A 23,680-nucleotide genomic window follows, 5' to 3' on the forward strand; every position below is an offset into this window, starting at 1 on the left:
TTGATTCCCAGAATTGCTCTCAGTTGGGCGTAATAAATTACTGTATGCCGGGAAAGATCGGGGGCGACATCTGTTGCCAGAATTGCCCCCAACCCGTCAGGCCCTACGCAAGGCTTATTTGATCATTTTCATTTCAGCATTGGCGATAGACGCCGGATAAAGGACCTTAATTTCCTCACCCTGTACCTGAATGATCGGCATTTCTCGGCCCTGGTTCATACCATTTTCGCCGAAATCAATCGGGCCGTAGAATGTCAAGATATCGGTTGCGGCCAAAGCGTCACGAACCGCCTGTTTATCCTTGGAACCTGCGACCTGCACAGCGTTCACCAGAACATCTGCCGCCGCCGCGCATGAGGCAGAGACATAATCAGGATCAGACTTATAGGCGGCCGTGAAATCCGCATAGAAATCTGCTGTTGTACTCCATGGCCCAACCGCATCGGTGTAGGCAGTGGAATGGTGCCACCAAGTTGAGCTTGTCACACCATCAGCCAAATCACCCAGACCTTCGGTATATTCGCGATAGGCAGGGCCGGTTACCATCGTCACGATAGGTGCTGTTACTCCCATATCCGCCAGCTGCTTGCGGCCCAGGATCAAATCCTGCGTATATCCCGTCATGTAAACCCAATCCGGATCTGCCGATTTAATCGCGGAAATGGCTGCGGAGTGATCCATGGTTCCAACGGCATAAAGTTCGTTATACACAACATCAAGGCCGCCGGTTTCAGCAGATTTTGACAATGCCGTTGCCATCGCTTTCGGAAACACGTCATCCCGACCATATACAGCCACCTTTTTGAGATCAGGTTTCTTCTCCTTGAAGAACTCGACCATGGATTCCGTCATGCCGGTATTCGGCGCGAGGGTTCCAAAAAGATACTTAAAGCCCTGATCATAGACGGAAACTGATGAGGCGACACAGGCCAGCATTGGTACCTGATAGCGCTCTGCGACAGCGGCAATAATCTTTGTATGCCCCGAACCGAATGGCGCCATAATCACATCAACACCATCATCATTAATCAGCTTTTCAGCCAACTGGCCAGCGCGTTTGCCATCTGTCTGGTAATCATACTCGACAAACTTGACCTGCATTTTCTTGCCCGCCACATCAATACCACCGGCGGCATTGATTTTGTCGAGCCAGAGTTTCCAGACATCCTGCTGCTTCTTGCCTTCATCCGCCAAGCCGCCCGTTAGCGCCAATGGAGCCCCTATGACCAGCACGTCATCATCCGCAGAGGCGAGCCCCACGCTTCCAGCCATTGTCATGGCCATTGCCGCAGCGGCAACCGTCAATCTTTTTTTGAGTGTTATTTTCATAACCATCCCTTTCTTCCAGTTCAATCAATCCCCGAACGGTCAAGCCCAAGGCAGCTTCTCGGAAGAAAACTAGCAAGAGATATGCCAAAGTCGTAACTATAACTATCGTAACAGATATTTTAAAATTACCGCTTTCAGGAGCCTTAAAATTGTATAATTTTTAACCATTTAATTCAGGCATGGTCATAAAATAGGCAGGAGAAAATTGTTAGTTGAAGCTGGCGTTGCATAAAAAAAGTGGATGGCCAGATTTTTCCGGAACCACCCACTTTTTCAGATTTTGAAATACACCTCAAAAGGGACATATCATTAATCTGAGCAATACCGCCCAGGTTTTCTATGCCTGCGATTTTTTTACAGCTTTCCGGCCTTTGCCGCTTGCTGAACTTCCTTACTCTGATATTGCGTCCACATATTCGTCAGAAAATCCAGGGTAAGCGGATCCATATCGTATCGAGGCAAGGGATCCTCGTCCCAATAATTGAATTCATCTTCACCGCGCACATGCAGCGCAGAGCGTCGCCCCAATGTCGAATTGACATGCGCACCGATATAGAAAAACGCCAACCCAATCCGGCGATCATCCGAGAAATTTCCAAGGCTGCCATGGGCTGTCTTTACATGATGGATAGAAAACTCGCCCGGCTCCAATTCGAGATATTTGGCATTGTTATCGTCAACGCCGCGAATTGTCTGACCCTTCGCAAGAAGGTTCTTTGGGTCATAGGTTTCATCATGCTCCATATTGTCCCCCATTTGCGATCCGGGCAACACACGCAAGCCTCCATTCCCCTTGTTACTTGGGGTAAAGGCAAGCCAGACCGTTACGGAGTCATTCGGCGTCAAGCCGTAATAGGCTGAATCCTGATGCCAGGACACAAACCGATCGCTCTGTGCCGCTTTTGCAAACATGGACGACCCGAAAAGCAAGATATTCGGCCCCAGAAGCGATTCCACCGCATCCAGGATTATCGGGTTACGCGCCAAGTCGACCATCCAGGGGGAGACAACATGCGCCTTGATCTTCATGCGCTTATTACAATCCTCCTGAAGGCTTTCTTCCATTGCCTCAAGTCGCTGACGACAGTCCAAGGCATGGGCTTCGGTAATGGCCCGCCTTTTCATGAAGTATCCATCGCGCTCGAAAGCCGCCACCTCCTCTGGCGTCAGGGATCCACTCATTATTATACTCCTTAGTTGAGAGCTATTAGTTCAAGCGCATTTCTACGGTTGCCATATCGGCGGGAGACAAAATTACCGGCTTGCCATCCTGAATTTGTATAATCGGCAGATTGCGATTGTCATTCAGGCCATCTTCGCGAAACTTGATCGGACCATAGAATGTCTCGATTTCAAGGGTCTTAAGCGCTTCACGTACGGCGTCTCGATCCAGAGATCCGGCTTTTTCAATCGCTTTTTGCAACGCAATCATAGCTGCGGCAGAAGAAGCGTGAACATAGTCTGGATCCTCACCAGAGGCTTTTTGAACCGCTTCAGTGAAGGCCTGCGTTGTCCCAAAAACATCATCTCCGGCATAGGCAGCAGAATAGTGCCACCAGGTTGCGCTGGTAACATTCTCAGCGAGCGGCCCAAGATTTTCGACAAATTCGCGATAAGCTGGCCCAGTAATCATTGTAATAATCGGTGCGTCGAGCCCCTGCTCCGCCATTTGCTTACGAACAAGAACCAGGTCTTCTGTATAGCCGGTTACATAAATCCAGTCCGGCGCGGCAGAGCGCATTCCTACTGTGGCGGTCGCATGATCAAGTGTTCCGACGGGATAGAGTTCTTCATAGACGACTTCAAGCCCACGGGCGCTAGCCCCCTTTGACATTAATGTCGCCATGATTTTTGGAAAAACATCGTCACGTCCATAGATAGCGATCTTTTTCATGTCTGGTTTCTTCGCCATAAACAAATCCAGCATACCGTCAATAAGGCCGCCGGACGGAGCGAGTGTACCAAACAGGTTTTTGAAGCCCTGATTATGAACTGGCTCGGATGACGCGACCGCGATAATAGGAACGCCATAACGCTCCGCGACACCGGCGGTGATCTTAGAATGACCGGATCCAAAAGGAGCGGTCAAAAAATCAACTTTATCATCAATAATCAGTTTTTCCGCCAGTTGGCTCGCGCGTTTTCCATCAGTCTGGTAGTCATAGGTGATCAATTCAACTGGCATCATGACCCCACCGACATTAATGCCGCCGGCCGCATTGATTCGCTCTAGCCATAGATCATAAGCCAGCTTTTGCTTTGCACCTTCCGCAGCGAGACCGCCGGAAAGTGCCAACGGAGCCCCGATCTTCACAACGCCATCCGCAGCTACAGCCTGACCTACCAACCCGAGAGCAGCAACACCCACCGCAGCGGTAGCCACCTTGAGCCGATTTAGAAATCCCTTCGCCATATTGCTCCATCCTTCCTGATTAAAACCTTCCAATGGTCGCCTCTTATCAGCTGACCGCCCAACGAACAGAGCAAGAAGCATGCCAAAGTCGTAAATACTACTATAGTAGTTACATTCTTATAGATTCTGATGGCTAAACCATTACAGATATGAATTTTTTGACCAAAAATTAGACTGGAATGCCCAGAAAAAATGCAATAAATCGTCTGCATATTTTTTACTCAGGTGATTACACACAATGGTCCGATCACCATATAATCCATGGTGAGGCTAGCCGCGCCTTTAGCAACAATGTCAGATTCCTCGGTCATGGACTCAGGCTGGAATGTGGCGAACGTTCAATCCGCTCAGTGTACAATAGGATGCTTCTGGAAGCCGTTGTAATGCTCCCGCTGGAGGCGGAATTGATATTTGCACCCGGCGATGAAATGATACATGAAGGGAAGATTGCGAAAACTGGAAATGTCGCACGCGTCATAAGTTATCGCGCAGCGCCTGAATTGCCTGAAATGGAATAAAGAACATGAATGTATCTTATAACTTTGAAGACATTGCACCGGGCGGCAGAATTGGTCTGGTAGCGCTGGCAACGGATTACAACAGCGAGACGGACCTCCGTCGCATGCTCCCCAAGGGTGTTGATCTCTTCACCAATCGTGTTCTCAACGCCAACCCGCTAACTATTGAGAATTTACGCGCGATGGCGGGCGACATTACCCGTGCGGCAAGCGGTTTGCTGCCCGGCATAGGCGTCGATGTCGTAATCTATGGCTGCACTTCCGGGACGGCAGCAATCGGCGGGTATGAACTGGAGCGGCTTATCCAGATTGCGCAACCGGGTGTTCCCTGTACGAACCCTATTCTCTCCGCTGGGAAAGCCCTACGAACATTCAGTGCCAAGAAAATATCTATCCTAACCCCCTATGACGACATGGTGAACGCAGCAGTCGCGGATAATTTTAAAACTGAAGGCTTTGATATCCTGAACATCGAAGGCTTCGGCCTCGATAACGATATCGAAATGACAGGCCTGCCCCCCGCTGCCATAGCAGAAGCCGCCATGCAAGTCTGCGATCCCGACGCGGATGCTCTCTTCATTTCCTGTACAGCGATCCGATCCTCTCTCGTGATTGAGGAGGTCGAACAGAAACTCGGCAAACCCGTTGTCACCAGTAATCAGGCACTGGCCTGGCATTGCCTGCAATTGATGAAAAACACATGCCAGGTCAACGGATTTGGGAAACTATTTGATAACGCGCTCTCCTCTTGAGGGTTATTCAAGAAACTAAGAGTGGCTTGCTTCCGCTACTTTCCGTCGGCTCAGGACAATTTCCCGCCATCCAAGTAACAAGGCTCCAGAGAGGATAATGGCAGCGCCAAGAACACTAATCCACCCCGGAATAACGCTAAATATCCAGAAATCATAGATCGTCGCGAATATTAGGGTGGAATATGAGAAAGGGAGCGCAAAGCTGGCATCCCCGCTCCGCATCGACTGGATATACAATGATTGTGCCGAGACCATCAACAGGCCGATAGACGCCAGTGCACCCCATTGCAACATCGTCGGTACTGACCAAAAAAAGCTGGCGGCGGAACAGGCGATCAGAGCGCCAATACAATTGTTAATGATCAGAATTTGCAAAGGCGATTCACGCCCTGTCAGCATTTTGATCAGAATTACCTCTATGCCCATGCAGAAAGCAGCCAACAATGCAATATAAGCCGCTGGATCAAAAGCGGAGCCGCCTGGACGAAGCAAGATAATTGCCCCAACAAAGGCGATAGCGACCGCACTCCAACGCACAGGTCCAACACGCTCCCGAAGTAGTGGAATGGCCAGAAGCATCCCGAATATCGGATTAAGGAAGCTGATAGCCGTGGCGTCGGAAACCGGAATATGAACAACCGCCGTAAACATCAAGCTAACCCCGGCCCAGCCAAAAAATGATCGCCCAATATGAAGCCTGAATGCTGGCGCATGGAATTTCGGTCGAAGTATGAGAGATGCGCAGAAAAGCCCTACCAAGGCAAAGACAAACCGTCCTGCACTCACCTGCAAAGGATGCAGCGGTTCGCCAAGAAGGTCGGTTCCCAAAGCCTTCGCGAAGATCGTAGTTGCCGCAATGAGAGAACATGCAGCAAGCATCATCAACGCCGAACGAAGCGGATTTAACGTACCCGTGTTAATCATTCAGAGACGTGATTTCAGTACCTGTGACGATGCAAACACTAATCATTTCCCGGACACTCCCCTTAAAAAGAAAACTATAAGGACGGTAAACTCAGGCTTCAATGCAATGTTGCTATATCAGCGCCAGCATAGTCACGTAATTGCACGACTTTACCCGCCTTCGCAAAATTCGGTTCGGATTGTTTCATAACGCCCGGACGTGTCGGCAAAATAAGTCCGCAGTCCTTGAGACCTTGTGCCCATTCCAGTATTGATGATAGAGCAATTCGCACTGTAGCCGGCTCCATAAAGTGGGAAATTAGCGATGCAATTTTCGGTTCTTGCCCATGCTGCGCGGCCACAAGAGATTGTAAAATACGCCACTCATCCTTGGAAATACCACTGCAACACAGGCACCGAATGTCGACCGGACGGCTATAGCCTGCAACCATAAGCGACAGAAAACTGTCCAAAGAGATCAAGACTCGCGGACATTTGGCTTTCCAATAAGCCTCCTGCAAGGTTGTGTAGGGCGAGAAACTCTGGCGCAGACCATCTGACCAATATCGCACACTCCACAACGTTAACTGCTCCGGGTACTTCAGGTCATTCAGACTATCGGGAATAATTTCAGGCGTGTGCATCGGTCCGTCTTTCAAGTTTTGATGTAGCGGAGTTATTAATAATGATAATCATTCGCATAAATCAACCGCTTTTTTCCTTTTTCTTATTGTACCGCGCCTTTTCACCTCTCCTGATCGACGCCCTCTTGTACATTAGCAAAACCTTGACCATACATAGCCGTTGTCATATTATGTTCATATGAACATAAAAAAAGGTTCATATGAAAATTCTAACTTCTGAGCGTAACAAAGTGCAACGGAAGAAAAATGGACCTCTCACCGCGTCAAACGCATATTATCACCCTTGTCCAGGAGATGGGGCACCAATCCGTTGAAGGCCTTGCCGATCAATTTGACGTAACGTCGCAGACCATACGTCGGGACGTTAATCGTCTGTGCGATCTTGGTTTGGTGCGCCGAGTGCATGGAGGTGTCGAACTACTCCCTAAACGTCAGAATCTGGACTATAGCGAACGCCAGATCCTCAATAGTCAGCAAAAATGGCGAATCGCAAAGGCGGTCGCGGCGCGCGTTCAGGACGGCACATCGATTGCGTTCAGCATCGGCACCACCCCGGAAGTCACGATGCAGGCCCTCGTGAACCATAATGAACTCCGCATTTTCACGAATAATCTCAATGTCGCGATGATTGCCTCTAGCAACCCATCCTTTGATGTGACAATCGTCGGCGGGCGTGTCCGTCATGGCGACCGGGATATCCTCGGGCCACAAACGGAACAGTTTTTTGACAATTACAAATTCGACGTCGGCATTTTTGGTGTTGGCGGTGTAGATGACGACGGTGTGCTGCTTGATTTCAATGAAGAGGAAGTTTCGGCCCGGCAGGCTATATCCCGCAATTGCCGTCAGACCTATCTAACTGTCGATGGCACAAAATTTGGGCGCACAGCTCATGTGCGCGGCGGCACATTGACGGATGTAAATGTCATTTTCACTGATGAGGCACTGCCCGATTGGGCCACCACTATTGTACGAAAATCCACGACCGAAATTATTGTCTGCGACGCCGAGGGGGCGGAACCTGATGAGTAGTTCCCGCCTTTTTAACGGCTCCGGTGAAGCCATCAGCCTCCAGAACCTGCAAAAAGGCTGGGGCGGCATACGCGCTGTCGATGGGATCGATCTGGAGATAGATGCGGGTAGCTTCACTGTGCTGCTGGGGCCGTCGGGCTGCGGCAAGTCAACGACGCTCAGGCTGATTGCCGGCCTTGATGAAGTTGACGGAGGACGCATACTTATTGGTGGTAAGGACGTGACTGATCAACCGGCCTCCTCCCGTGATCTTTCCATGGTATTCCAATCATACGCCCTCTTCCCGCATCTCTCTGTCGCGGAGAATATCATTTTTGGCCTGAAAGTCCGTCGCGTCGGGCGGGCAGAATGCGAACAGCGCCTGCAAGATACGGCGGATCTACTGGGGCTGTCGAACTTCCTCGATCGCCGACCAAGCCAGCTATCCGGCGGTCAGCAGCAGCGCGTTGCCCTTGGTCGCGCAATCATATCCGAACGGCCTATCTGCCTGATGGATGAGCCCTTATCCAATCTGGACGCCAAGCTGCGCCATGACATGCGGGTGGAACTAAGGGAACTGCAGACAAAGCTCGGCTTCACCATGGTCTATGTAACCCATGACCAGATCGAGGCAATTTCAATGGCAGACAAAGTTGTTTTGCTCAATGAAGGAAAGATCGAGGATGCAGCAACCGCACAGGAAATCTATGAACACCCGGCCAGCGTCTTCACCGCGAAATTCATGGGCACACCACCGATGAATATCATGCCGGCTGCGGAATTGCTCCGGGCGGCGCCGAATGCCCCTCTCCCTCCGTTCAGCGGTGAAACCCTTGTCGGCATTCGCCCGGAATCCATCCGTCTGGAGGACGGCGGTGTGAAAGCCAAAATCCACAACATTGAATATCTCGGCGCCGACACGCTCATTGACTGCCGAATTGGTGATACGGCTTGCCTTGTTCGTGTTTCCGGCGACATCCCTCCCTCTGGAGATGTGTTGTCGCTGACTTGGCCAATCGAGAAAGTACATCTGTTCGACGTCGCTTCGGGCAAACGGATTGATACCGCCTACGAGAAGGAATGAGACGCCAGTAAGGTGGGCGGAAAGTAAGCACAAGAAAAGTTGTCGTAATTTTATCAAAAAAACCAAAACCGAAAGGACAAGATGATGAAGGCACTATTCAGATCTCTTTGCGTTACGGCAGGGGCGGTCGCCCTCTCGGCCGGAACACTGGCATCGGCATACGCTGTCGATCTGCAATTCTATTTCCCGGTTGCTGTCGGTGGTAAGGCAGCCGAAACGATCCAGTCGCTGACTGATGAATATTCGGCACAGCATAAGGATGTGAATATCGATGCAATTTTCGCCGGCTCCTATCAGGATACGGTGACGAAAGCCCTGACTGCCGCACGCGGCGGCAAACCACCACAACTCTCTGTGATCCTCGCGGTCGATATGTTTACCCTGATCGACGAAGATGTCATCGTTCCATTTGACGATGCCGCCACAACAGATGAAGACAAAGCTTGGCTGAATTCCTTCTACCCGGCATTCATGAAAAACAGCCAGACGGGTGGCAAAACTTATGGCATCCCGTTCCAGCGCTCTACTCCAGTTCTTTACTACAATAAAGAAGCCTTTAAGGAAGCTGGTCTTGATCCAGAAAAAGGCCCCGCAACCTGGGAAGAAATGGTTGAGTTTGGTAAGAAGCTCGTTAAGAAAGACGCGAACGGCAATGTGACGAGGTGGGGCGTTCGCATCCCGTCATCGGGCTTTCCATATTGGCTTTTCCAGGGCCTTGCAGCCGCAAACGGCAAGGTTCTTGCTAATGAAGATGGTAATGTAACCTATTTCGACGATCCCGCCGTCATAGAAGCTCTTGAGTATCTTGTCAGCTTGAGCAAAGAGCATAACATCATGGCCCCCGGCATTATTGAATGGGGGGCAACACCAAAAGCCTTCTTTGAAGGTCAGACCGCGATGATGTGGACATCAACCGGCAACCTGACCAACGTCCGCACCAACGCACCGTTTGACTTCGGTGTCGCGATGTTGCCTGCGAAAGTTTCTCGCGGAGCGCCAACAGGTGGCGGCAACTTCTTCATTTTCAAGGACTCCAGTGACGAGCAAAAACGCGCCGCCCTTGATTTCGTGAAATGGATCACCGCCCCGAAGCAATCGGCTGAATGGACAATTGCAACCGGCTATGTGGCTCCGCGCCCCGAAACTTGGGAAACAGAAGAAATGAAGGCCTATACCGCCGACTTCCCCCAGCGCTTGTCGCGCGAGATCAGTTGGAATTTGCCGTACCGGAACTGTCCACATATCAGAACCAGCGGGTTACGAAAATTCTCAACGATGCACTCTCTGCGGCAATTACTGGTCAAAAGGATGCTTCGACTGCCCTAAAGGAAGCCCAGGCAAAAGCTGACGCCATCCTTAAAGAGTATAGATAAGCGAAGCGGTCCCGCCGGTTTTTTCCGTTACTCCGGCGGGACTTTTTGTTTAGGTAGCCCAAATGAAATTCACGCGAACAACCGCACAGCTGAACTGGATCTACGCCTGGCTTCTCCTTAGCCCGGCGCTCATCATGTTGTTCGCCTTTACCCATTATCCAGCGATTGTCACCCTGATCAGCAGCTTCTTCTCGACACCCCGGGGGAAACGTCCGGCAAAGTTCATCGGCCTTGAAAATTATCAGGCCCTGATAAATGACGAAATCTTCTGGCATGTTATATGGAACAACCTGCTCTACGCGCTGGCGACCATTCCGATTTCAGTTGCAATCGCCCTTGTCATGGCGCTTTGGGTGAATGGCAAGCTGCGCGGACTTGGCTTTCTGCGCATGGCCTATTTCACCCCGACGGTGCTGCCGCTGATTGCTGTCGCCAATATCTGGCTATTTTTCTATACCCCCGGTTTCGGCCTGATCGATCAGATCCGCAATGGGCTTTTTGGACTACCAGACCAGAACCTCCTCGGCCAGACGGACACCGTACTCTGGGCAGTGATGGCCGTTGCCATATGGAAAGAGGCAGGCTTCTTCATGATCTTCTATCTTGCGGCGCTGCAGACCATCCCCCCTTCCTTGAAGGAGGCGGCGGATATTGAAGGGGCAAGCCGCTGGACCTTCTTTTGGCGGATCATATTCCCACTTCTTATGCCGACGACCCTTTTCGTCTCCGTTAATGCCGTGATTAATGCCTTCCGGCTGGTCGATCATATTTTTGTCATGACGGGTGGCGGTCCGGATAATGCCAGCACCTTGCTCCTGTTTTATATCTATGAACAGGCGTTCAAATATTGGCAGACAGGGTATGCCGCAACCCTGACGGTTGTGCTTCTGGCACTGCTCTCCATCCTTGCCATCGGGCAATTCTTCTTTTTCGACAGGAAGGTTCATTACCGATGAGCGAGCAAACCCTTCCCCACACAAAACCCTTCAAGTTCAGTTGGGACAAGACACTGAACACGACCGGTGCCTGGGTGCTGGCGCTGCTGTGGTTTCTGCCGCTCGCCTATGCGATCTGGACGGCGTTCCACCCCGCAATGTATGAGGTGCGTTTTGACCTGACCGCACCTCTGACGCTGGAAAACTTTACAAAGGCATGGGAGGCCGCGCCCTTTGGCCGCTATTTCCTGAACACAGTTCTCTTGGTGACGGGCATTCTGGCTGGGCAGTTCATACTCTGCACTCTGGCGGCATATGCCTTCGCCCGATTTGAATTTCCAGGAAAGTCTGTCCTTTTTACCCTTGTGCTGCTGCAGCTTCTGGTGATGCCGGACATTCTGATTGTGGAAAACTACAAGACCATGCGCCACTTGGGATTGGTTGATACAATCACGGCCATTGCCTTACCCTATCTCGCCTCCGGTTTCGGAATTTTCTTGCTGCGCCAGACCTTTATGACCATTCCGAAGGAATTGGAGGATGCGGCGCGGCTTGAGGGTTGCTCCATCCTTGGGGTGTTGTGGCGGGTGTATATCCCGCTCGCCAAACCGACTTATCTCGCTTACGGCCTCGTTTCGGTGAGCCACCACTGGAACAATTTCCTCTGGCCACTGATCATTACCAATTCGGTTGAAACCCGTCCGGTTACTGTCGGGTTGCAGGTCTTTGCCGCAGTTGATGGAGGGTTGGAATGGTCCGTGATCAATGCGGCAACCCTGCTCACCTCTGGCCCACTATTAATTGCCTTCCTCCTGTTTCAGCGGCAATTCGTCCAGAGCTTTATCCGTGCCGGAATCAAATAGTCCCAGCGATTACGGCCACCACGCTCAGGATTTTCGACTAATTTTATCGCCAGCTATGTTAAGGTCATATTATTGATTGGCCATGTAAACTTGCGGCCTTTCAGATATTCGATTGTCGGCTGCGTTTGGAGCAACGCCGAATGGGATAGGCGAAAATTTTATGGTTTGGCGTAACAACGGAGTATTTCATCGGCTTTTCTGGCTGATTGTGCTGACGGGGACAGTCCCTGCCGCCGTTTCGACGACGCTTCCGCCAACTCATTGGTGCCTCAATTTTTCCGATCTTTCTGCTCTGTTTGCGCTGCCTTCTGTTGGATGCTTCGGCGGCAGCAGTATTGCGCAGGACTATCTTGGTGCGCCCTTTAGCTGGTTCTACCTTGCCCTCTTTTGCGTTGGCCTTCTTGTTGCTGTGCTTCAGAGAAAGGTCGTTTTTGCAGCCGCCTTGTTGCCTCTCGTCCTCCTGTTCGCCAGTCCGGTATCGGAGCTTAGCGTTTATCCGGAAGAACAGCTTACTCCTGATTATTTCGAACCCAAGTCGCGGCAAACCACTACAACCATCAAGGCGACAGTAAAGGAGGTCCTACCGGATTATGACGGACAGACGGCGGAAAGCGATGCGCGATACGCCAATGTAGTGCGCTTCTTGAGCTCAGTAGAAAGTGATCTCACCGGCTACAACAACGCCCTCAAAAACATTTCCAGACTTGAAACAAGGCTCGAAAACGCAAGGAAGGGAGCGTCCGAAGCGGGTGATTTTTTGAAGAAGGCGCAGGCCGCCGTCGACAAAATAAAAAGAATGGGCGGCTTTTTCAAAAAGACTCTTGAAAAAGCGCAGGAACTGTTGGATTTCGCCAAGAAAAACAATACAGACGCCAAGAGCCGGGTAAAGCGGATCGAAAAGGAGATCACGCAGCTGACTGGCGAGAGTAAGATCTTATTCGCCAGTTATATTGCAAACCTGAACGATTTAAATACAGAGGTCACCCGTAGTCTGTCGATGGGGCCAAATCAGCATATCCGTTTCTGGACATTGCTGATCAGCGCGGCGTCTTTTCTATCTCTTCTCCTCTTTGCTTTCGGCAGCCGAATTCGTAGTCCGGAATTTGCGATTAGCTGCTTGTTCGTAATCCTGGTTGCGTTCAACCCGATGGCCAGGACGGCGGCCGGGATATCCTTCTCACAAGGATTATTCTCTCTCCTTCTTGCGTCCTATGCGTTGGTCTTGTTTATCGTGACTGCCATCAGCCTGCGCCTCTTCGCCCTTGCGATCTTGCAGAATATTCCGATTTTCGCCCAGTTCGACCGAAAGAAATCCGCCTCTTACGCGCTCTTTACGGCGCTGAGATGGATTCCGATCGGGATCTGTATCGTACTCGGCCTTTGGCTCTCACTTCAGATCGATACCCGCGCGCAGGATGCGGTCTATGGCGTTGAATGCACCAAAGAAGGAACGGGCATGTTCGAATGCGCAATCCCGACAACGGAAACACTGGTGGTCCGCGGTGAAAATCCAAATCTCGAACGTGACATCTATAATGCTGTGGATATTGCCTTCAGGAACCAGGAAATTCAGCTCGAAAGGATGCTTGCCGAGTATCGAAAGCTTGCAAAGACTTCGCCTAAACAGATTCCTGCCTTCGTGGATAAGGAATTCACCTCCGTCTATCCCGATGGCAACACACTGACAAAGAATGTTCCCAGCCTGAAGCCGCCGGAATGCAAGCTCCATCAGGTGGATTGCCATATCACACGGAAAGTCAAAATTTCTATCATTGATGCCTATGATTTTACCAGAGATCGGCAGCGGAACAGGCTAAATGAACTGACCTCTGATTTCGCGTCACTCACAGGCGAAAAAGCGGACAAACGCCTCCGCGAGATCGAGCTTTATCTTAGCACCACCCTCGATGCGACCAAGCGGAGTGTACGTAATATCATCGCCGATGTTTTCTGGACCGTCCGGAGTCTGAACTTGCTGGCCACTCTGATCCTGATTGTCGCTGCGGTGAAGAGTTTCGCCTATATCTTTTCCCGCGTCGCCTTCAAGAGCGAGTCCGGAAAGGCACTTCCCATCGAAAATCTCGGACTGGGGAAAGAGCAAGATGCCAGTTCTCCCCCGGATATCCTGAGCGGTTACGATCCGGAATATATCTTCCGACCCGACGACAACGGCAAATACTACATCAAACCCGCGCTGAGTCCCTCCGGCTCCTCCCAAGGCATTGCCTGGCCGCAGCCGCATAAAGCGATCCTCCGGCGGCTATTCTCCGGCACCTATAAGATGGTCAAGGTGAATCCGCATGAAGACCTAAGCGATATGATTTCTATCCAGACTTCACAGGGGCGGCAGTTCCTTGAATGGAACCTGAAACCGGGGGAGCGTGTCTATTTCTCGCAAGGCAATCTCGCAGCATTCAGCGAGACCATCCGCCTAGAAACCCATATTTCGCTCAGCCTGACAGCGATGGCTTTCGGGCGCATGTTTTTCTCCGTCGCGGAAGGCCCGGGGAAACTTGTCCTGCGCACTTTCGGAAAACCAGAAGTCTATACATCGAAGGACAATTCACGGGCGATCGATCCGCTCCGTTTTATCGGATGGAGCGATCAGGCGCATTTTCACATCAACTCATCCTCAAGCCTTGAGAATATCTATTTCCACTCGGCGCAGATCCGCTTTTCTCATGGCGGCGCAGCGATTGGTGATGTGTCAGAAAACGGCAAAAGAGGCGCGGGCGCCATCCGATTTATACCGCCCGTTTTCCTCCCCTTCTAGAGCTAAACTTCTTCGCGCCATTCGTCTCCAAGAAGTTCAGGGTCACTATAGTCATAAAAATCCTGAAGATGCTGGTCCGCGCCCTCATTAAAGAACCGCACAGCAAGTGCATTAACCAGCCTCTCCGCACCGATATTCACGCCTGGGATATCGCTGCTGACGGCGGCATGGCTTAAAGTCGTTGCCGCATTGAAAAGATGAATACGGTTGAGAAATGGCGCAATACCGTTCTCTTTTTCGAGAAATTCGAATGCGGGACCAAGATACGGGAAACGGCCTAATTCCTCATTTGCGACATCCGCTGGCGGCGTATAGCAATCCTGCCAAAGCAGGACTTTACCGGCATGATCCGCAAGTTCTGCCTGGCGCTTTATGTCAATCGCATATCCAGTTCCGAGAATAACAAAATCACCGGTAAATTCTTCTTTGTCTGTCTCAATCGTGATTTTCTGATCGTTAAACTTGACGTCTTTAACTCCTGAATCCGTATGGATATGGAAATTCGAATATTCCTTTAACCGCAACATCGACCGTCGGGGGGCGGCAACGCGAGCTTCTTGCCCATGATGGAGAAACCGCCAGCGCGTCTCGTCATCCAACGAATAATAGCCGCGCAAAAATCCGGCATACGCGATATTCTTGAATTTATTCAGTCTCGGAATACTCTCCGACCGCATCAAGAGACTAACTTTATTCGCACCATTTTCGAGTGCGACCGCCGCATTATCAACGGCCGACGCAGCACCTCCGATAACCAGGACATCTTTTCCCCGAAGCGCTGGGAAATCGATCATCTCTTCTGTATGGGCATAGAATTTCTTTGGTATATCTTTGAAGATACCCGGCACCCGAACCCCGCCGAAGGCAGAACGCCCGGTTGCCATCACCAGACGTCGGGTTAGAACTTCGAAATCCCCGTCTGACCCAAGAAACTGAAGTCGCAACAACTCCCCATCCGGAATTATTTTCTTAAGAGCATTATTGTTTTCAACAGGAATTTCGAGGATCTGGCGATACCACCGCAGATAGTTCATCCAAGTTTCACGCGGTATATGTTCCAGCTCGTCCCATGTCTCGTCATCCACTTGCGTGCGATACCAAGATTGAAACGTAAGAGACGGAAGGCCCATATGTGGCCCGGGCAGACGCTTGGGCGAACGGAGCGTTCTCATTCTGGCAGTTGTGGCCCAAGGCCCTTCAAACCCTTCATCCCCCACGTCGAAAATCCGAAAATTCCTGATCCCTTCCTTTGTTAAACCAAAGGCGGCTGCCATGCCGCACATACCACCACCAATAATGGCCACATCGAGGGCTTCGCGTCCCACACTATCGTTGAGCGGCTTAACCCAGTTGTCTGTCGGATAATTCAAATATCCTAATTCACGTCGAATTTGTTCTTCCAGCGCTCTCAGACCATGCTCTTTAGTATTCATCATTTTTACTTTTTTATTTTTAGTCACGCTCAGCATACGGCATGATTTCATAAATTCATCCGAAATCTGTCGGCGGCGCAACCTTGACACTCACGCCTGATATTGAAATAAGACTTACCAACGGCGCGCCGCTTGCTTAGAGTAGAGCAAACACGGATGGAACAAGGGGATATCGTTGAAAGCAGTCATCTTAGCCGGTGGGCTCGGCACTCGTATTTCAGAAGAATCCCACCTCAAGCCAAAGCCCATGATCGAAATCGGCAATTATCCGATTTTGTGGCATATCATGAAGATCTATTCCCATTACGGTATACATGATTTCGTCATCTGCCTTGGCTACCGCAGCTATGTCATCAAGGAATATTTCGCCAACTATTTCTTGCATCGCTCGGATGTCACGTTCGATCTTGAAAGCAACCAGATCACCTATCACAAGGCAAAAGCGGAACCTTGGCGCGTGACGCTAGTGGAAACGGGCGAGGCGACAATGACCGGCGGCCGCCTGAAACGCGTCGCGAGCTACCTCGATCCGGATGAGACTTTTTGCATGACCTATGGCGACGGCGTGGCCGACGTCGATATCGCCAAGCTGACAGCCTTTCATAAGGCTGAGGGGCGCGAAGCTACATTAACGGCGGTGGCACCTCCGGGCCGGTTTGGCGCTACCGTCATTGAAAACGGCGCAGTGAAGGAATTTGTCGAGAAACCGGCGGGTGATAACGGGCTGATTAACGGCGGCTTTTTCGTATTGGAGCCATCTGTATTAGACCGAATTTCCGGCGATGATATGCCATGGGAAAATGATCCACTCACCGGCCTTGCGGCCGACGGGCAGCTTTCGGCGTTTCGCCATAAAGGTTTTTGGCAACCGATGGATACCCTGCGCGAGAAAAACTATCTTGAAAAATTATGGAACGACGGCAAAGCACCTTGGCGAGTCTGGGAATAGTGGAAGGATCGCAAAATGACGTCCGCCCCTGTTAATCCGGAATTTTGGAAAGGCCGCCGTGTCCTGCTGACTGGACACACGGGGTTCAAGGGCTCTTGGGCTGCGGCTTGGCTCTCAAAAATGGGTGCGAAAGTTACCGGTATTTCGCTTGCCGCAGAGGGCGACGTCTCCCTCTATAACAGCATCGCAAATCAACTTTCCATAACCTCCCATATTATCGATATTCGCGATGCGGAAGCACTCACCGCAGCCGTTCGGGACAGTAATCCGGAGATTGTCCTCCATATGGCGGCGCAAGCCCTCGTTCGACGCTCCTACCGTGAGTCGGTGTACACCTATGAAACCAATGTCATGGGCACCGTCAACCTGCTGCAAGCCCTACGGGAACTGGAAGAGCTCAAAGCTGCGCTGATCATTACCAGCGACAAGGTTTACCAGAACAACGAGGATGGCCGCGCCTTCAAGGAAAGCGACCCTCTCGGCGGCGATGACCCTTACTCCTCCTCCAAGGCCGCCTGTGAAATCGCGGCGGCTTCCTATGCAAAGAGCTTTTATCTTGAAAAAGGCATTCCAATTGCGACGGGACGCGCTGGCAATGTGATCGGTGGGGGGATTTTTCCGAAGACCGCCTCATCCCCGACATTTGGCGTGCCGCGCGGGCTGGCGAGAGTGTAACACTTCGCTATCCTGGTGCCACACGCCCCTGGCAACACGTTCTTGAATCCGTTTCGGGCTATCTTGTCTATTTGCAAGCTTTGGCAGGGGGCAATGGCGCAGAGCTGCCCAAGGCGCTTAACTTTGGCCCCCGGGACGGCAAGGTCGTCACTGTCGGCGAAATTGCACGTGCGGTTCAACAGGCATTCGGCATTGAACGCGATTGGGCTCTCGTGAATGAGGAACAACCGCCTGAAAAATCGCATCTGGCGCTCGATACCTCGCTGGCGAAAGAAACGCTCGGCTGGCAGTCGAGATGGACATCCTCTGAAACGCTTACTAAAACAGTCGAATGGTATAAAGCCTTTGGCGAGACGACCGACATTTACGCCTTCACCCTCTCGCAAATTGACGAATATGAGGCCACTTCATGACAAGCCCCCTTACCTGCCGTTTCTGTCATCAAGAATTGTCCCGAACATTCGTGGATTTGGGCTCCACGCCACTCGCCAACAGCTATTTGCGCGAAGAGCGGGATATCGCGGCGGAAAAATCATATCCACTCCATGCCCGGGTTTGTGAGAACTGTTTTCTGGTTCAGGTGGAGGATGTTGTTCCTGCGGAAGATATTTTTTCCGATTACGCTTATTTTTCTTCCTTCTCCAGTAGTTGGGTGGAGCATGCGAAGGCTTATTCAGAAAAACTCATCGAAAAGCTCGGCCTTGGCAAAGACTCCCTCGTTGCGGAAATTGCCAGCAATGACGGCTATCTTCTGAAGCATTTCGTCGCGAAAGATATTCCTGTCCTAGGGATTGAGCCGGCCGCGAATGTCGCCAAGGCGGCGGAGAAGGTGGGCGTCAAGACGGAGGTTGCCTTTTTTGGCGTGGAGACGGCAACCCGTCTCGCGAAGAACGGCCTGCAGGCTGATTTGATGGCCGCCAATAACGTCATGGCCCATGTACCGGACATCAATGATTTTATTGGCGGTGTTCCCGTCCTGCTTGGCGAAGAGGGTGTTTTCACGATCGAATTCCCCCATCTCCTGAACCTGATCGAAAAAGTCCAGTTCGATACCATCTATCATGAACATTATTCCTATCTTTCGCTTCTGACGGTCGAGAAGATTTTAACTGCCCATGGGCTGAGAGTTTTTGATGTGGAAGAATTACCGACCCATGGCGGATCTCTCCGCGTCTTTGCCTGCCACAAGTCGGCGCAAAAATATACTGATACGGCTGGATTAAATGCCCTCCGCAAGAAGGAAGCTACGGCAGGCCTTGACACAATTGCGGCCTATCAGAATTTCACCCCACGTGTAGAAAAAGTGCGCGATGACCTTCTTGCCTTCCTGAAAACGGCGAAGGCCGACGGGAAAAAAGTTGCGGGTTATGGTGCTGCGGCCAAGGGCAACACATTGCTTAACTATTGCGGTGTCGGCCCTGAACTCATCGATTTTGTTGTTGATCGCAATCCCGAGAAACAGAGCACCCTGCTCCCCGGTAGCCACATTCCAGTTTTCGCGCCCGAAAAAATTGCAACCGAAAAGCCGGACTATGTCTTGATCCTCCCCTGGAACCTGGCTGACGAGATTTCCAGAGAAATGGCGGAAGTCAAGGGTTGGGGTGGGCAGTTTGTTATCCCAATACCGGAGCTTATGATCCTTTCATGATCTTTAACGAAACGGAAATTAAAGGGGTTTATCTGATTGAACCGGAATTCATCAAGGATGAACGTGGATACTTCGCCCGGACCTTTTGTGAGAATGAATTCAAAGAGGCTGGCATCGATTTCCACCCCGTTCAAAGCAATGTTTCCAATAACAATCAAGCATATACATTGCGAGGAATGCATTTTCATACTGCGCCTTATGAGGAAACAAAGCTCGTGCGGTGCAGCGCAGGGAGAGTTTTCGATGTCGTCGTCGATATCCGACCGGAGTCCCCTCCTTCCGGAAGTGGCTGGGGATAGAACTAAGCCGTGAGAATGGCCGCGCCTTTTATATTCCAGCGGGTTGCGCCCATGGATTTCTTACATTAGAGGATGGCAGCGACGTCTTCTACCAAATGAGTCCGGCCTATACGCCCGGCCATGACAGAGGGTTCCGCTGGAACGACCCCACCATTGGTATTGACTGGCCCGGTGAGCCCAAAGTGATTTCCGCGCGAGATGCTGAGCTAGCCGCGCTTGATGAGGTTATCGGATGAAACGCTGCCTGATTACCGGCGCAACGGGCTTTATCGGATCCCATGCAGTCCGCCGGCTTCTTGACGAAGGATGGCAGGTCGTTTCAGTGTCGCGCGGCCTCGCCCCATCGCATTCGCAGCATCATAAACATATCCCGCTTGATCTGCATGATCCTGCTGCGGTGGAAAAGATATTTGAACATCATCAGCCAACCCACCTGATCCATCTCGTATGGGAGGCAACGCCCGGTAAGTTTTGGCATTCAACCGAGAATTTCCGCTGGATCTCCTCAAGCGCCAACCTACTGGATGCCTTTGTGCGCCATGGTGGCGAAAAGGCGGTTCTGGCGGGTAGCTGCGCTGAGTATAAATGGGGAAATGCCCTACTTGATGAAGACACATCACCACTAAACGCGACGACCTATTATTCTGCGTCCAAACTTGCCTTTAAGGGCCTTGCCGAGGTTATCGCGAAAGATATTTCCCTAGTCTGGGCGCGGATTTTCTTCCCCTATGGACCGGATGAGGATGAGAGCAAGCTGATCTCCTATATCTTCCGGGAAATCTCCAAAGACCGCCTACCTGCTATCCAGACTCCGGACCGTGCTGTTGACCTGATCCATGTCAAAGACGTCGCAGCCGCCTTTGAAAGGCTCGCCGCATCGGAGGCAAGCGGAACAATTAATATTTGCTCCGGCGAAGCTCATCTCCCGCATGAAATCGCCCATGAATTTGCCAAGCTTCTGGAAAAGCCTCAACTGGAGAAAAAACTACTTCAGATTATTGAAAACCACCGCGCAAATGTAACGGTCTGCGGAAATAACGCAAAACTAGCGGCATTTCCAGGCGACGGACTCCCAAAATCTCTGCCGGAAGGCCTGCGCAGTTATCATAAGCCTATAGGCGTAGCGTAACCAATAGTATGAAGCAGGACTATCGAACTAAACTGTTTCTTGATAGAAACAAGCAACTGCAAAAATATTTGTGGTCATGAATAGGATTATTTTCTTTACGGCGGTCTCGTGAACAAACGGATACAGAAATTAAACAGGCGCATTGCGCTGCACCGGAATGTCCGCACGATGCGGTTTCCAACACTTACTCGGTTGTTCTTTGATACTCCGGGTCTACCCACGTATTTTGGAAAAAATAGCTACCCCTTCCAAGACCCCGTTTTAGAAAGAATTTGCAATGCTTTCAAGCTTGCCGACGAAGCCAGTGAACAAGAAGATATATGGACTGAACTGACAGCTAGCAACGCGGATTTCATTCAAGCCCTGCGGAACAAGGATTTTGAGTTTCTCAGAACGTCCTTTTCCAATCTTTTCCATGGCCCACTATTGTTCGGAATGGGCCATACGGATATTTTCTTAACAAAAAAAGTCCATATGACCGGCAATACTTTTCTTTGAGATGTCGTGATGCGGTTCAGGCTCTCGTGGAAGCGCTTGCCATCAAACCCCTTTCGTCAAATCAGCAGACGTCCCTCGATGATTACATCAAATCAACGAATGCTGATCTGGAAGAACACATTGAAAAGATTGAAGAAACACTCGGACATTCGATAGAGGCACCAAACGTTGGAAGGTCGCCTGCAGCCAAGATCGGGCGTTACCAAATTAGTCCGGATTCGGCCCGTCACGCCTATGTTATGTATAGGGTAAAACAACTTGGCTTCAACTCAGACGACGCTATTCTTGAGATCGGTGGCGGTTTCGGCAATGTGGCGCGCTACGCATTTCTGCAAGGCTTTCGAAACTATACAATTATCGATATCCCCTATGTAACTGCCATTCAAGCCGCATTCCTTGCTGCAACTATTGGTGAAGAGAATATTTCTCTGATGGGTGAAGACCCGGTCGGAGGAATTAAAATCTATCCCTCCACACAGAAAAGAAACCTGCCAGGGACAATCGACCTTGCAATCAACATGGATTCCCTGCCTGAGATCAATATGACTGAGTCCTTAGAATATCTTCGATTCATCAACTCAAAAGGCCGGTATTTCTTGTCCATTAATCAGGAAGCACAGAAAACGCACAAAGGAAAAATAAAACAATATTGCGTGCCGGACCTCATTAACATGGTCGGAAATTTCAAACGCCTGCACCGGCATCCCTACTGGATGGAACAGGGTTACGCCGAGGAATATTACGCAGTTGAAATGGAAGACTACCAAACATGATCCGAGCCTCAAACTGGTGCAAACGAAAAATGTACAGGTGATAAATTGTCCCTGATTTCAATTGGCATGCCGCTCTATAATGCCGAGAAACATATCCGGCAGTCCTTGGACAGCCTGTTGCGTCAAACGCACACAGATTTCGAAATTATCATTTCGGATAATAATTCCACCGACGATACATTCGGGATAGTTCAGGACTATGCCGCGCGCGACAGTCGAATAAAGATCTTCCAGCAGCCGGAGAATATCGGTCCAATCCCGAACTTTCAGTTCGTCCTGCAGCAAGCCAGTGGCGACTATTTTATGTGGCGATCCTACGATGATTGGTCGGACGATAACTATCTCGAAGCGCTGGGGCAATTGCTGGATACAGACAGTGGCATCGATCTCGCTGTGGCAAATGTCGTCAAGGTAAAAGACAGCGAAGAAAAACCGGTAGATATTAATATCGAAAGAGCAAAAGGTGTTAAGTCCATTTCTAGTTCTCTTACAATGCTGAAATTATCGCATCCGGGTTGGATGTATGGCCTGTTCCGCCGGCAGGTGGCACTGGATGCCATAAATGACGTCGTTGAGAATTTTCCGCATGTCTGGGGCTGGGATCACCTGATCCTGTTTCCCACCGTCTCCCGAAATCGAGTTGGTGCATCGGGTGAGACACGGTTTTTCCAGCGAGAAACAGGCATTTCCAACAACCGTTACCGGCCCAAAATGCCTAAAGAACAAATTCGGTTGGCAAAAGATTTTTATCATATATGCCAGCGCAGTTACCAAAGCTCCAATGCTTCAGCCTTGGCAAAAATTGCCATGACCTTTTATCTACTGAGATATACAAGCTCGAAAACCGAGAAATTCACCCGTATCTTGCGGATCGCACTAAAGCTTCGTAAACCATGACTTTGAGTGCAAAAAGAAAGCTGATTGATTGCAAAGAACCCGGCGATTGTTTATAGAGAAAAAGCGAGTATTTTGAGCATTTCAGCTCTTCAACCAAACGGACGACTAAAGTGGATATTTCACGCGACCAAATCAAAGAAGCAGTTATTGCTGCTGGTTCAGACAATGAAGAATTTTTTCATTTTCCAGTCGTAGAGGACGGGCTCTATCTGCAGCAGGATCCTGATGAGTATTCTAATTTCGTTCACTTTATGGCGACCGAATTGCCCCCATCAAAGTTCGCATTGGATATCGGCGTAGCTTCTGGCGGCCAGACGAAGTTCCTGCGCGATTACTATGATATTGAAAAAACAGTCGTCCTTGACATTGGACAGCATCCCAATTTCAAACATTGGGATCGTATCAAGAAGTCCGTGAATACGAATATTGTTCTTGAGCTGATTATGGATTCTCACTCGAAGGAAGCACGCAAAGCATTGCTTCCCTATCAGGGACAATTTGATTTTACCTTTATCGACGGGGATCATAGCTATAAAGGCCTGATGCAAGATATTGAACTTGCGAAGGAAGTTGTCAAAAAGGGCTGTATTTTCGTGTTTCATGATACCGGCGCGGTTCCGGATTGTGTGCGCGTGTTCAATGAACTGCAGAAAGACCCGGATTTCGAAATGCTTGCCAATTTTGATTCGCGTTTTGGCATTTCCGTCTTTCGCTATCTTGCGGTGAACGGACCGAAAACAGGCTTGCGGAAGAAAATTTCCAAGCTTTTCTCATAGAAATA

Annotated in this window: 22 protein-coding genes and 2 pseudogenes; 18 read left to right on the forward strand and 6 right to left on the reverse strand. The window is 50.5% G+C overall.

The features are described 5' to 3' along the window. Window positions 1-114: 114 nt before the first annotated feature. The 3 genes from AC0L73_RS05140 to AC0L73_RS05150 all read right to left on the reverse strand — a co-directional run bounded on the left by AC0L73_RS05140 (window position 115) and on the right by AC0L73_RS05150 (window position 3,742). Window positions 115-1,329: an amino acid ABC transporter substrate-binding protein gene (locus AC0L73_RS05140; RefSeq protein WP_227949671.1), complete on the reverse strand. Its 1,215-nt coding sequence runs from the start codon at window positions 1,327-1,329 to the stop codon at window positions 115-117. 354 nt (window positions 1,330-1,683) lie between these two features. Continuing rightward, window positions 1,684-2,511, reverse strand: coding sequence for a phytanoyl-CoA dioxygenase family protein (locus AC0L73_RS05145; RefSeq protein WP_227949668.1), 828 nt, complete (start codon window positions 2,509-2,511; stop codon window positions 1,684-1,686). Between the two features lie 25 nt (window positions 2,512-2,536). Continuing rightward, the gene (locus AC0L73_RS05150) at window positions 2,537-3,742 is read right to left on the reverse strand and encodes an amino acid ABC transporter substrate-binding protein (RefSeq protein WP_227949666.1); all 1,206 of its coding nucleotides are present in this window, start codon (window positions 3,740-3,742) and stop codon (window positions 2,537-2,539) included. Between the two features lie 383 nt (window positions 3,743-4,125). On the opposite strand from AC0L73_RS05150, the gene AC0L73_RS05155 reads away from it, so the two are divergent. Both AC0L73_RS05155 and AC0L73_RS05160 read left to right on the forward strand, forming a co-directional pair. Continuing rightward, on the forward strand, window positions 4,126-4,260 hold the full coding sequence (locus AC0L73_RS05155; protein WP_473655034.1) for a hypothetical protein: 135 nt from the start codon (window positions 4,126-4,128) through the stop codon (window positions 4,258-4,260). A 5-nt stretch (window positions 4,261-4,265) separates the two neighbouring features. After that, window positions 4,266-5,012, forward strand: coding sequence for a maleate cis-trans isomerase family protein (locus AC0L73_RS05160; RefSeq protein ID WP_227949664.1), 747 nt, complete (start codon window positions 4,266-4,268; stop codon window positions 5,010-5,012). A 15-nt stretch (window positions 5,013-5,027) separates the two neighbouring features. Here the strand turns inward: AC0L73_RS05160 and AC0L73_RS05165 are convergent, their stop codons facing one another. Together AC0L73_RS05165 and AC0L73_RS05170 are read right to left on the reverse strand one after the other, a co-directional pair. Further along, entirely contained in the window at window positions 5,028-5,936 is a 909-nt protein-coding gene (locus AC0L73_RS05165; RefSeq protein ID WP_473655035.1) for a DMT family transporter, read from the reverse strand. A gap of 98 nt (window positions 5,937-6,034) precedes the next feature. Then, the gene (locus tag AC0L73_RS05170; protein WP_473655036.1) at window positions 6,035-6,559 is read right to left on the reverse strand and encodes a hypothetical protein; all 525 of its coding nucleotides are present in this window, start codon (window positions 6,557-6,559) and stop codon (window positions 6,035-6,037) included. A 246-nt stretch (window positions 6,560-6,805) separates the two neighbouring features. On the opposite strand from AC0L73_RS05170, the gene AC0L73_RS05175 reads away from it, so the two are divergent. The 6 genes and pseudogenes from AC0L73_RS05175 to AC0L73_RS05200 all read left to right on the forward strand — a co-directional run bounded on the left by AC0L73_RS05175 (window position 6,806) and on the right by AC0L73_RS05200 (window position 14,598). Then, window positions 6,806-7,591, forward strand: coding sequence for a DeoR/GlpR family DNA-binding transcription regulator (locus tag AC0L73_RS05175; RefSeq protein WP_227949658.1), 786 nt, complete (start codon window positions 6,806-6,808; stop codon window positions 7,589-7,591). Next, complete coding sequence (locus AC0L73_RS05180) at window positions 7,584-8,654, forward strand: ABC transporter ATP-binding protein (RefSeq protein WP_227949655.1); 1,071 nt, start codon at window positions 7,584-7,586, stop codon at window positions 8,652-8,654. Before AC0L73_RS05175 ends, AC0L73_RS05180 begins: the two co-directional genes overlap by 8 nt. An 84-nt stretch (window positions 8,655-8,738) precedes the next feature. Next, window positions 8,739-10,027 (forward strand): annotated as a pseudogene (locus AC0L73_RS05185) (ABC transporter substrate-binding protein). A 62-nt stretch (window positions 10,028-10,089) separates the two neighbouring features. Beyond that, window positions 10,090-10,983 (forward strand): carbohydrate ABC transporter permease, encoded by an 894-nt coding sequence (locus AC0L73_RS05190; protein WP_227949651.1) that lies wholly within the window; start codon window positions 10,090-10,092, stop codon window positions 10,981-10,983. Then, window positions 10,980-11,825: a carbohydrate ABC transporter permease gene (locus AC0L73_RS05195; RefSeq protein WP_227949649.1), complete on the forward strand. Its 846-nt coding sequence runs from the start codon at window positions 10,980-10,982 to the stop codon at window positions 11,823-11,825. Before AC0L73_RS05190 ends, AC0L73_RS05195 begins: the two co-directional genes overlap by 4 nt. A gap of 160 nt (window positions 11,826-11,985) precedes the next feature. After that, complete coding sequence (locus tag AC0L73_RS05200) at window positions 11,986-14,598, forward strand: AIM24 family protein (protein ID WP_473655037.1); 2,613 nt, start codon at window positions 11,986-11,988, stop codon at window positions 14,596-14,598. Window positions 14,599-14,600: 2 nt separating this feature from the next. Here the strand turns inward: AC0L73_RS05200 and AC0L73_RS05205 are convergent, their stop codons facing one another. After that, window positions 14,601-16,034: an NAD(P)-binding domain-containing protein gene (locus AC0L73_RS05205; protein ID WP_473655038.1), complete on the reverse strand. Its 1,434-nt coding sequence runs from the start codon at window positions 16,032-16,034 to the stop codon at window positions 14,601-14,603. 172 nt (window positions 16,035-16,206) lie between these two features. Here AC0L73_RS05205 and rfbF point away from each other — a divergent pair, with 172 nt between their 5' ends. The 10 genes and pseudogenes from rfbF (at window position 16,207) to AC0L73_RS05255 (ending at window position 23,675) form a co-directional block, all read left to right on the forward strand. After that, window positions 16,207-16,980, forward strand: coding sequence for a glucose-1-phosphate cytidylyltransferase (gene rfbF / locus AC0L73_RS05210; RefSeq protein WP_227949643.1), 774 nt, complete (start codon window positions 16,207-16,209; stop codon window positions 16,978-16,980). Between the two features lie 15 nt (window positions 16,981-16,995). Continuing rightward, the gene (locus AC0L73_RS05215) at window positions 16,996-17,655 is read left to right on the forward strand and encodes a GDP-mannose 4,6-dehydratase (RefSeq protein WP_473655039.1); all 660 of its coding nucleotides are present in this window, start codon (window positions 16,996-16,998) and stop codon (window positions 17,653-17,655) included. 71 nt (window positions 17,656-17,726) lie between these two features. Beyond that, window positions 17,727-18,068 (forward strand): hypothetical protein, encoded by a 342-nt coding sequence (locus AC0L73_RS05220; protein ID WP_473655040.1) that lies wholly within the window; start codon window positions 17,727-17,729, stop codon window positions 18,066-18,068. Then, a complete protein-coding gene (locus AC0L73_RS05225; RefSeq protein ID WP_473655041.1) occupies window positions 18,065-19,303 on the forward strand; it encodes a methyltransferase domain-containing protein in 1,239 nt (412 codons plus the stop codon). Before AC0L73_RS05220 ends, AC0L73_RS05225 begins: the two co-directional genes overlap by 4 nt. Then, a pseudogene (gene rfbC, locus AC0L73_RS05230) lies at window positions 19,300-19,838 on the forward strand (dTDP-4-dehydrorhamnose 3,5-epimerase). The gene AC0L73_RS05225 and the pseudogene rfbC overlap by 4 nt, the downstream one beginning before the upstream one ends. Next, the gene (locus tag AC0L73_RS05235) at window positions 19,835-20,731 is read left to right on the forward strand and encodes an NAD-dependent epimerase/dehydratase family protein (RefSeq protein WP_473655042.1); all 897 of its coding nucleotides are present in this window, start codon (window positions 19,835-19,837) and stop codon (window positions 20,729-20,731) included. The pseudogene rfbC and the gene AC0L73_RS05235 overlap by 4 nt, the downstream one beginning before the upstream one ends. Before the next feature lie 108 nt (window positions 20,732-20,839). Then, entirely contained in the window at window positions 20,840-21,229 is a 390-nt protein-coding gene (locus tag AC0L73_RS05240) for a hypothetical protein (RefSeq protein WP_473655043.1), read from the forward strand. Between the two features lie 26 nt (window positions 21,230-21,255). After that, window positions 21,256-22,002: a class I SAM-dependent methyltransferase gene (locus AC0L73_RS05245; protein ID WP_473655044.1), complete on the forward strand. Its 747-nt coding sequence runs from the start codon at window positions 21,256-21,258 to the stop codon at window positions 22,000-22,002. A 45-nt stretch (window positions 22,003-22,047) separates the two neighbouring features. Further along, on the forward strand, window positions 22,048-22,899 hold the full coding sequence (locus AC0L73_RS05250; RefSeq protein WP_473655045.1) for a glycosyltransferase family 2 protein: 852 nt from the start codon (window positions 22,048-22,050) through the stop codon (window positions 22,897-22,899). A 110-nt stretch (window positions 22,900-23,009) separates the two neighbouring features. Beyond that, a complete protein-coding gene (locus tag AC0L73_RS05255) occupies window positions 23,010-23,675 on the forward strand; it encodes a class I SAM-dependent methyltransferase (RefSeq protein ID WP_227949635.1) in 666 nt (221 codons plus the stop codon). The last annotated feature ends 5 nt before the right edge of the window (window positions 23,676-23,680 follow it).

Source organism: Sneathiella sp. D3-11 (genome assembly GCF_055809395.1).

Excerpts from the sequence above, each read along its gene's own strand:
- AC0L73_RS05140 (WP_227949671.1), bottom strand. The coding sequence starts at position 1,329 with ATGAAAATAACACTCAAAAAAAGATTGACGGTTGCCGCTGCGGCAATG.
- AC0L73_RS05145 (WP_227949668.1), bottom strand. The coding sequence starts at position 2,511 with ATGAGTGGATCCCTGACGCCAGAGGAGGTGGCGGCTTTCGAGCGCGAT.
- AC0L73_RS05150 (WP_227949666.1), bottom strand. The coding sequence starts at position 3,742 with ATGGCGAAGGGATTTCTAAATCGGCTCAAGGTGGCTACCGCTGCGGTG.
- AC0L73_RS05155 (WP_473655034.1), top strand. The coding sequence starts at position 4,126 with ATGCTCCCGCTGGAGGCGGAATTGATATTTGCACCCGGCGATGAAATG.
- AC0L73_RS05160 (WP_227949664.1), top strand. The coding sequence starts at position 4,266 with ATGAATGTATCTTATAACTTTGAAGACATTGCACCGGGCGGCAGAATT.
- AC0L73_RS05165 (WP_473655035.1), bottom strand. The coding sequence starts at position 5,936 with ATGATTAACACGGGTACGTTAAATCCGCTTCGTTCGGCGTTGATGATG.
- AC0L73_RS05170 (WP_473655036.1), bottom strand. The coding sequence starts at position 6,559 with ATGCACACGCCTGAAATTATTCCCGATAGTCTGAATGACCTGAAGTAC.
- AC0L73_RS05175 (WP_227949658.1), top strand. The coding sequence starts at position 6,806 with ATGGACCTCTCACCGCGTCAAACGCATATTATCACCCTTGTCCAGGAG.
- AC0L73_RS05180 (WP_227949655.1), top strand. The coding sequence starts at position 7,584 with ATGAGTAGTTCCCGCCTTTTTAACGGCTCCGGTGAAGCCATCAGCCTC.
- AC0L73_RS05190 (WP_227949651.1), top strand. The coding sequence starts at position 10,090 with ATGAAATTCACGCGAACAACCGCACAGCTGAACTGGATCTACGCCTGG.
- AC0L73_RS05195 (WP_227949649.1), top strand. The coding sequence starts at position 10,980 with ATGAGCGAGCAAACCCTTCCCCACACAAAACCCTTCAAGTTCAGTTGG.
- AC0L73_RS05200 (WP_473655037.1), top strand. The coding sequence starts at position 11,986 with ATGGTTTGGCGTAACAACGGAGTATTTCATCGGCTTTTCTGGCTGATT.
- AC0L73_RS05205 (WP_473655038.1), bottom strand. The coding sequence starts at position 16,034 with ATGATGAATACTAAAGAGCATGGTCTGAGAGCGCTGGAAGAACAAATT.
- AC0L73_RS05215 (WP_473655039.1), top strand. The coding sequence starts at position 16,996 with ATGACGTCCGCCCCTGTTAATCCGGAATTTTGGAAAGGCCGCCGTGTC.
- AC0L73_RS05225 (WP_473655041.1), top strand. The coding sequence starts at position 18,065 with ATGACAAGCCCCCTTACCTGCCGTTTCTGTCATCAAGAATTGTCCCGA.
- AC0L73_RS05235 (WP_473655042.1), top strand. The coding sequence starts at position 19,835 with ATGAAACGCTGCCTGATTACCGGCGCAACGGGCTTTATCGGATCCCAT.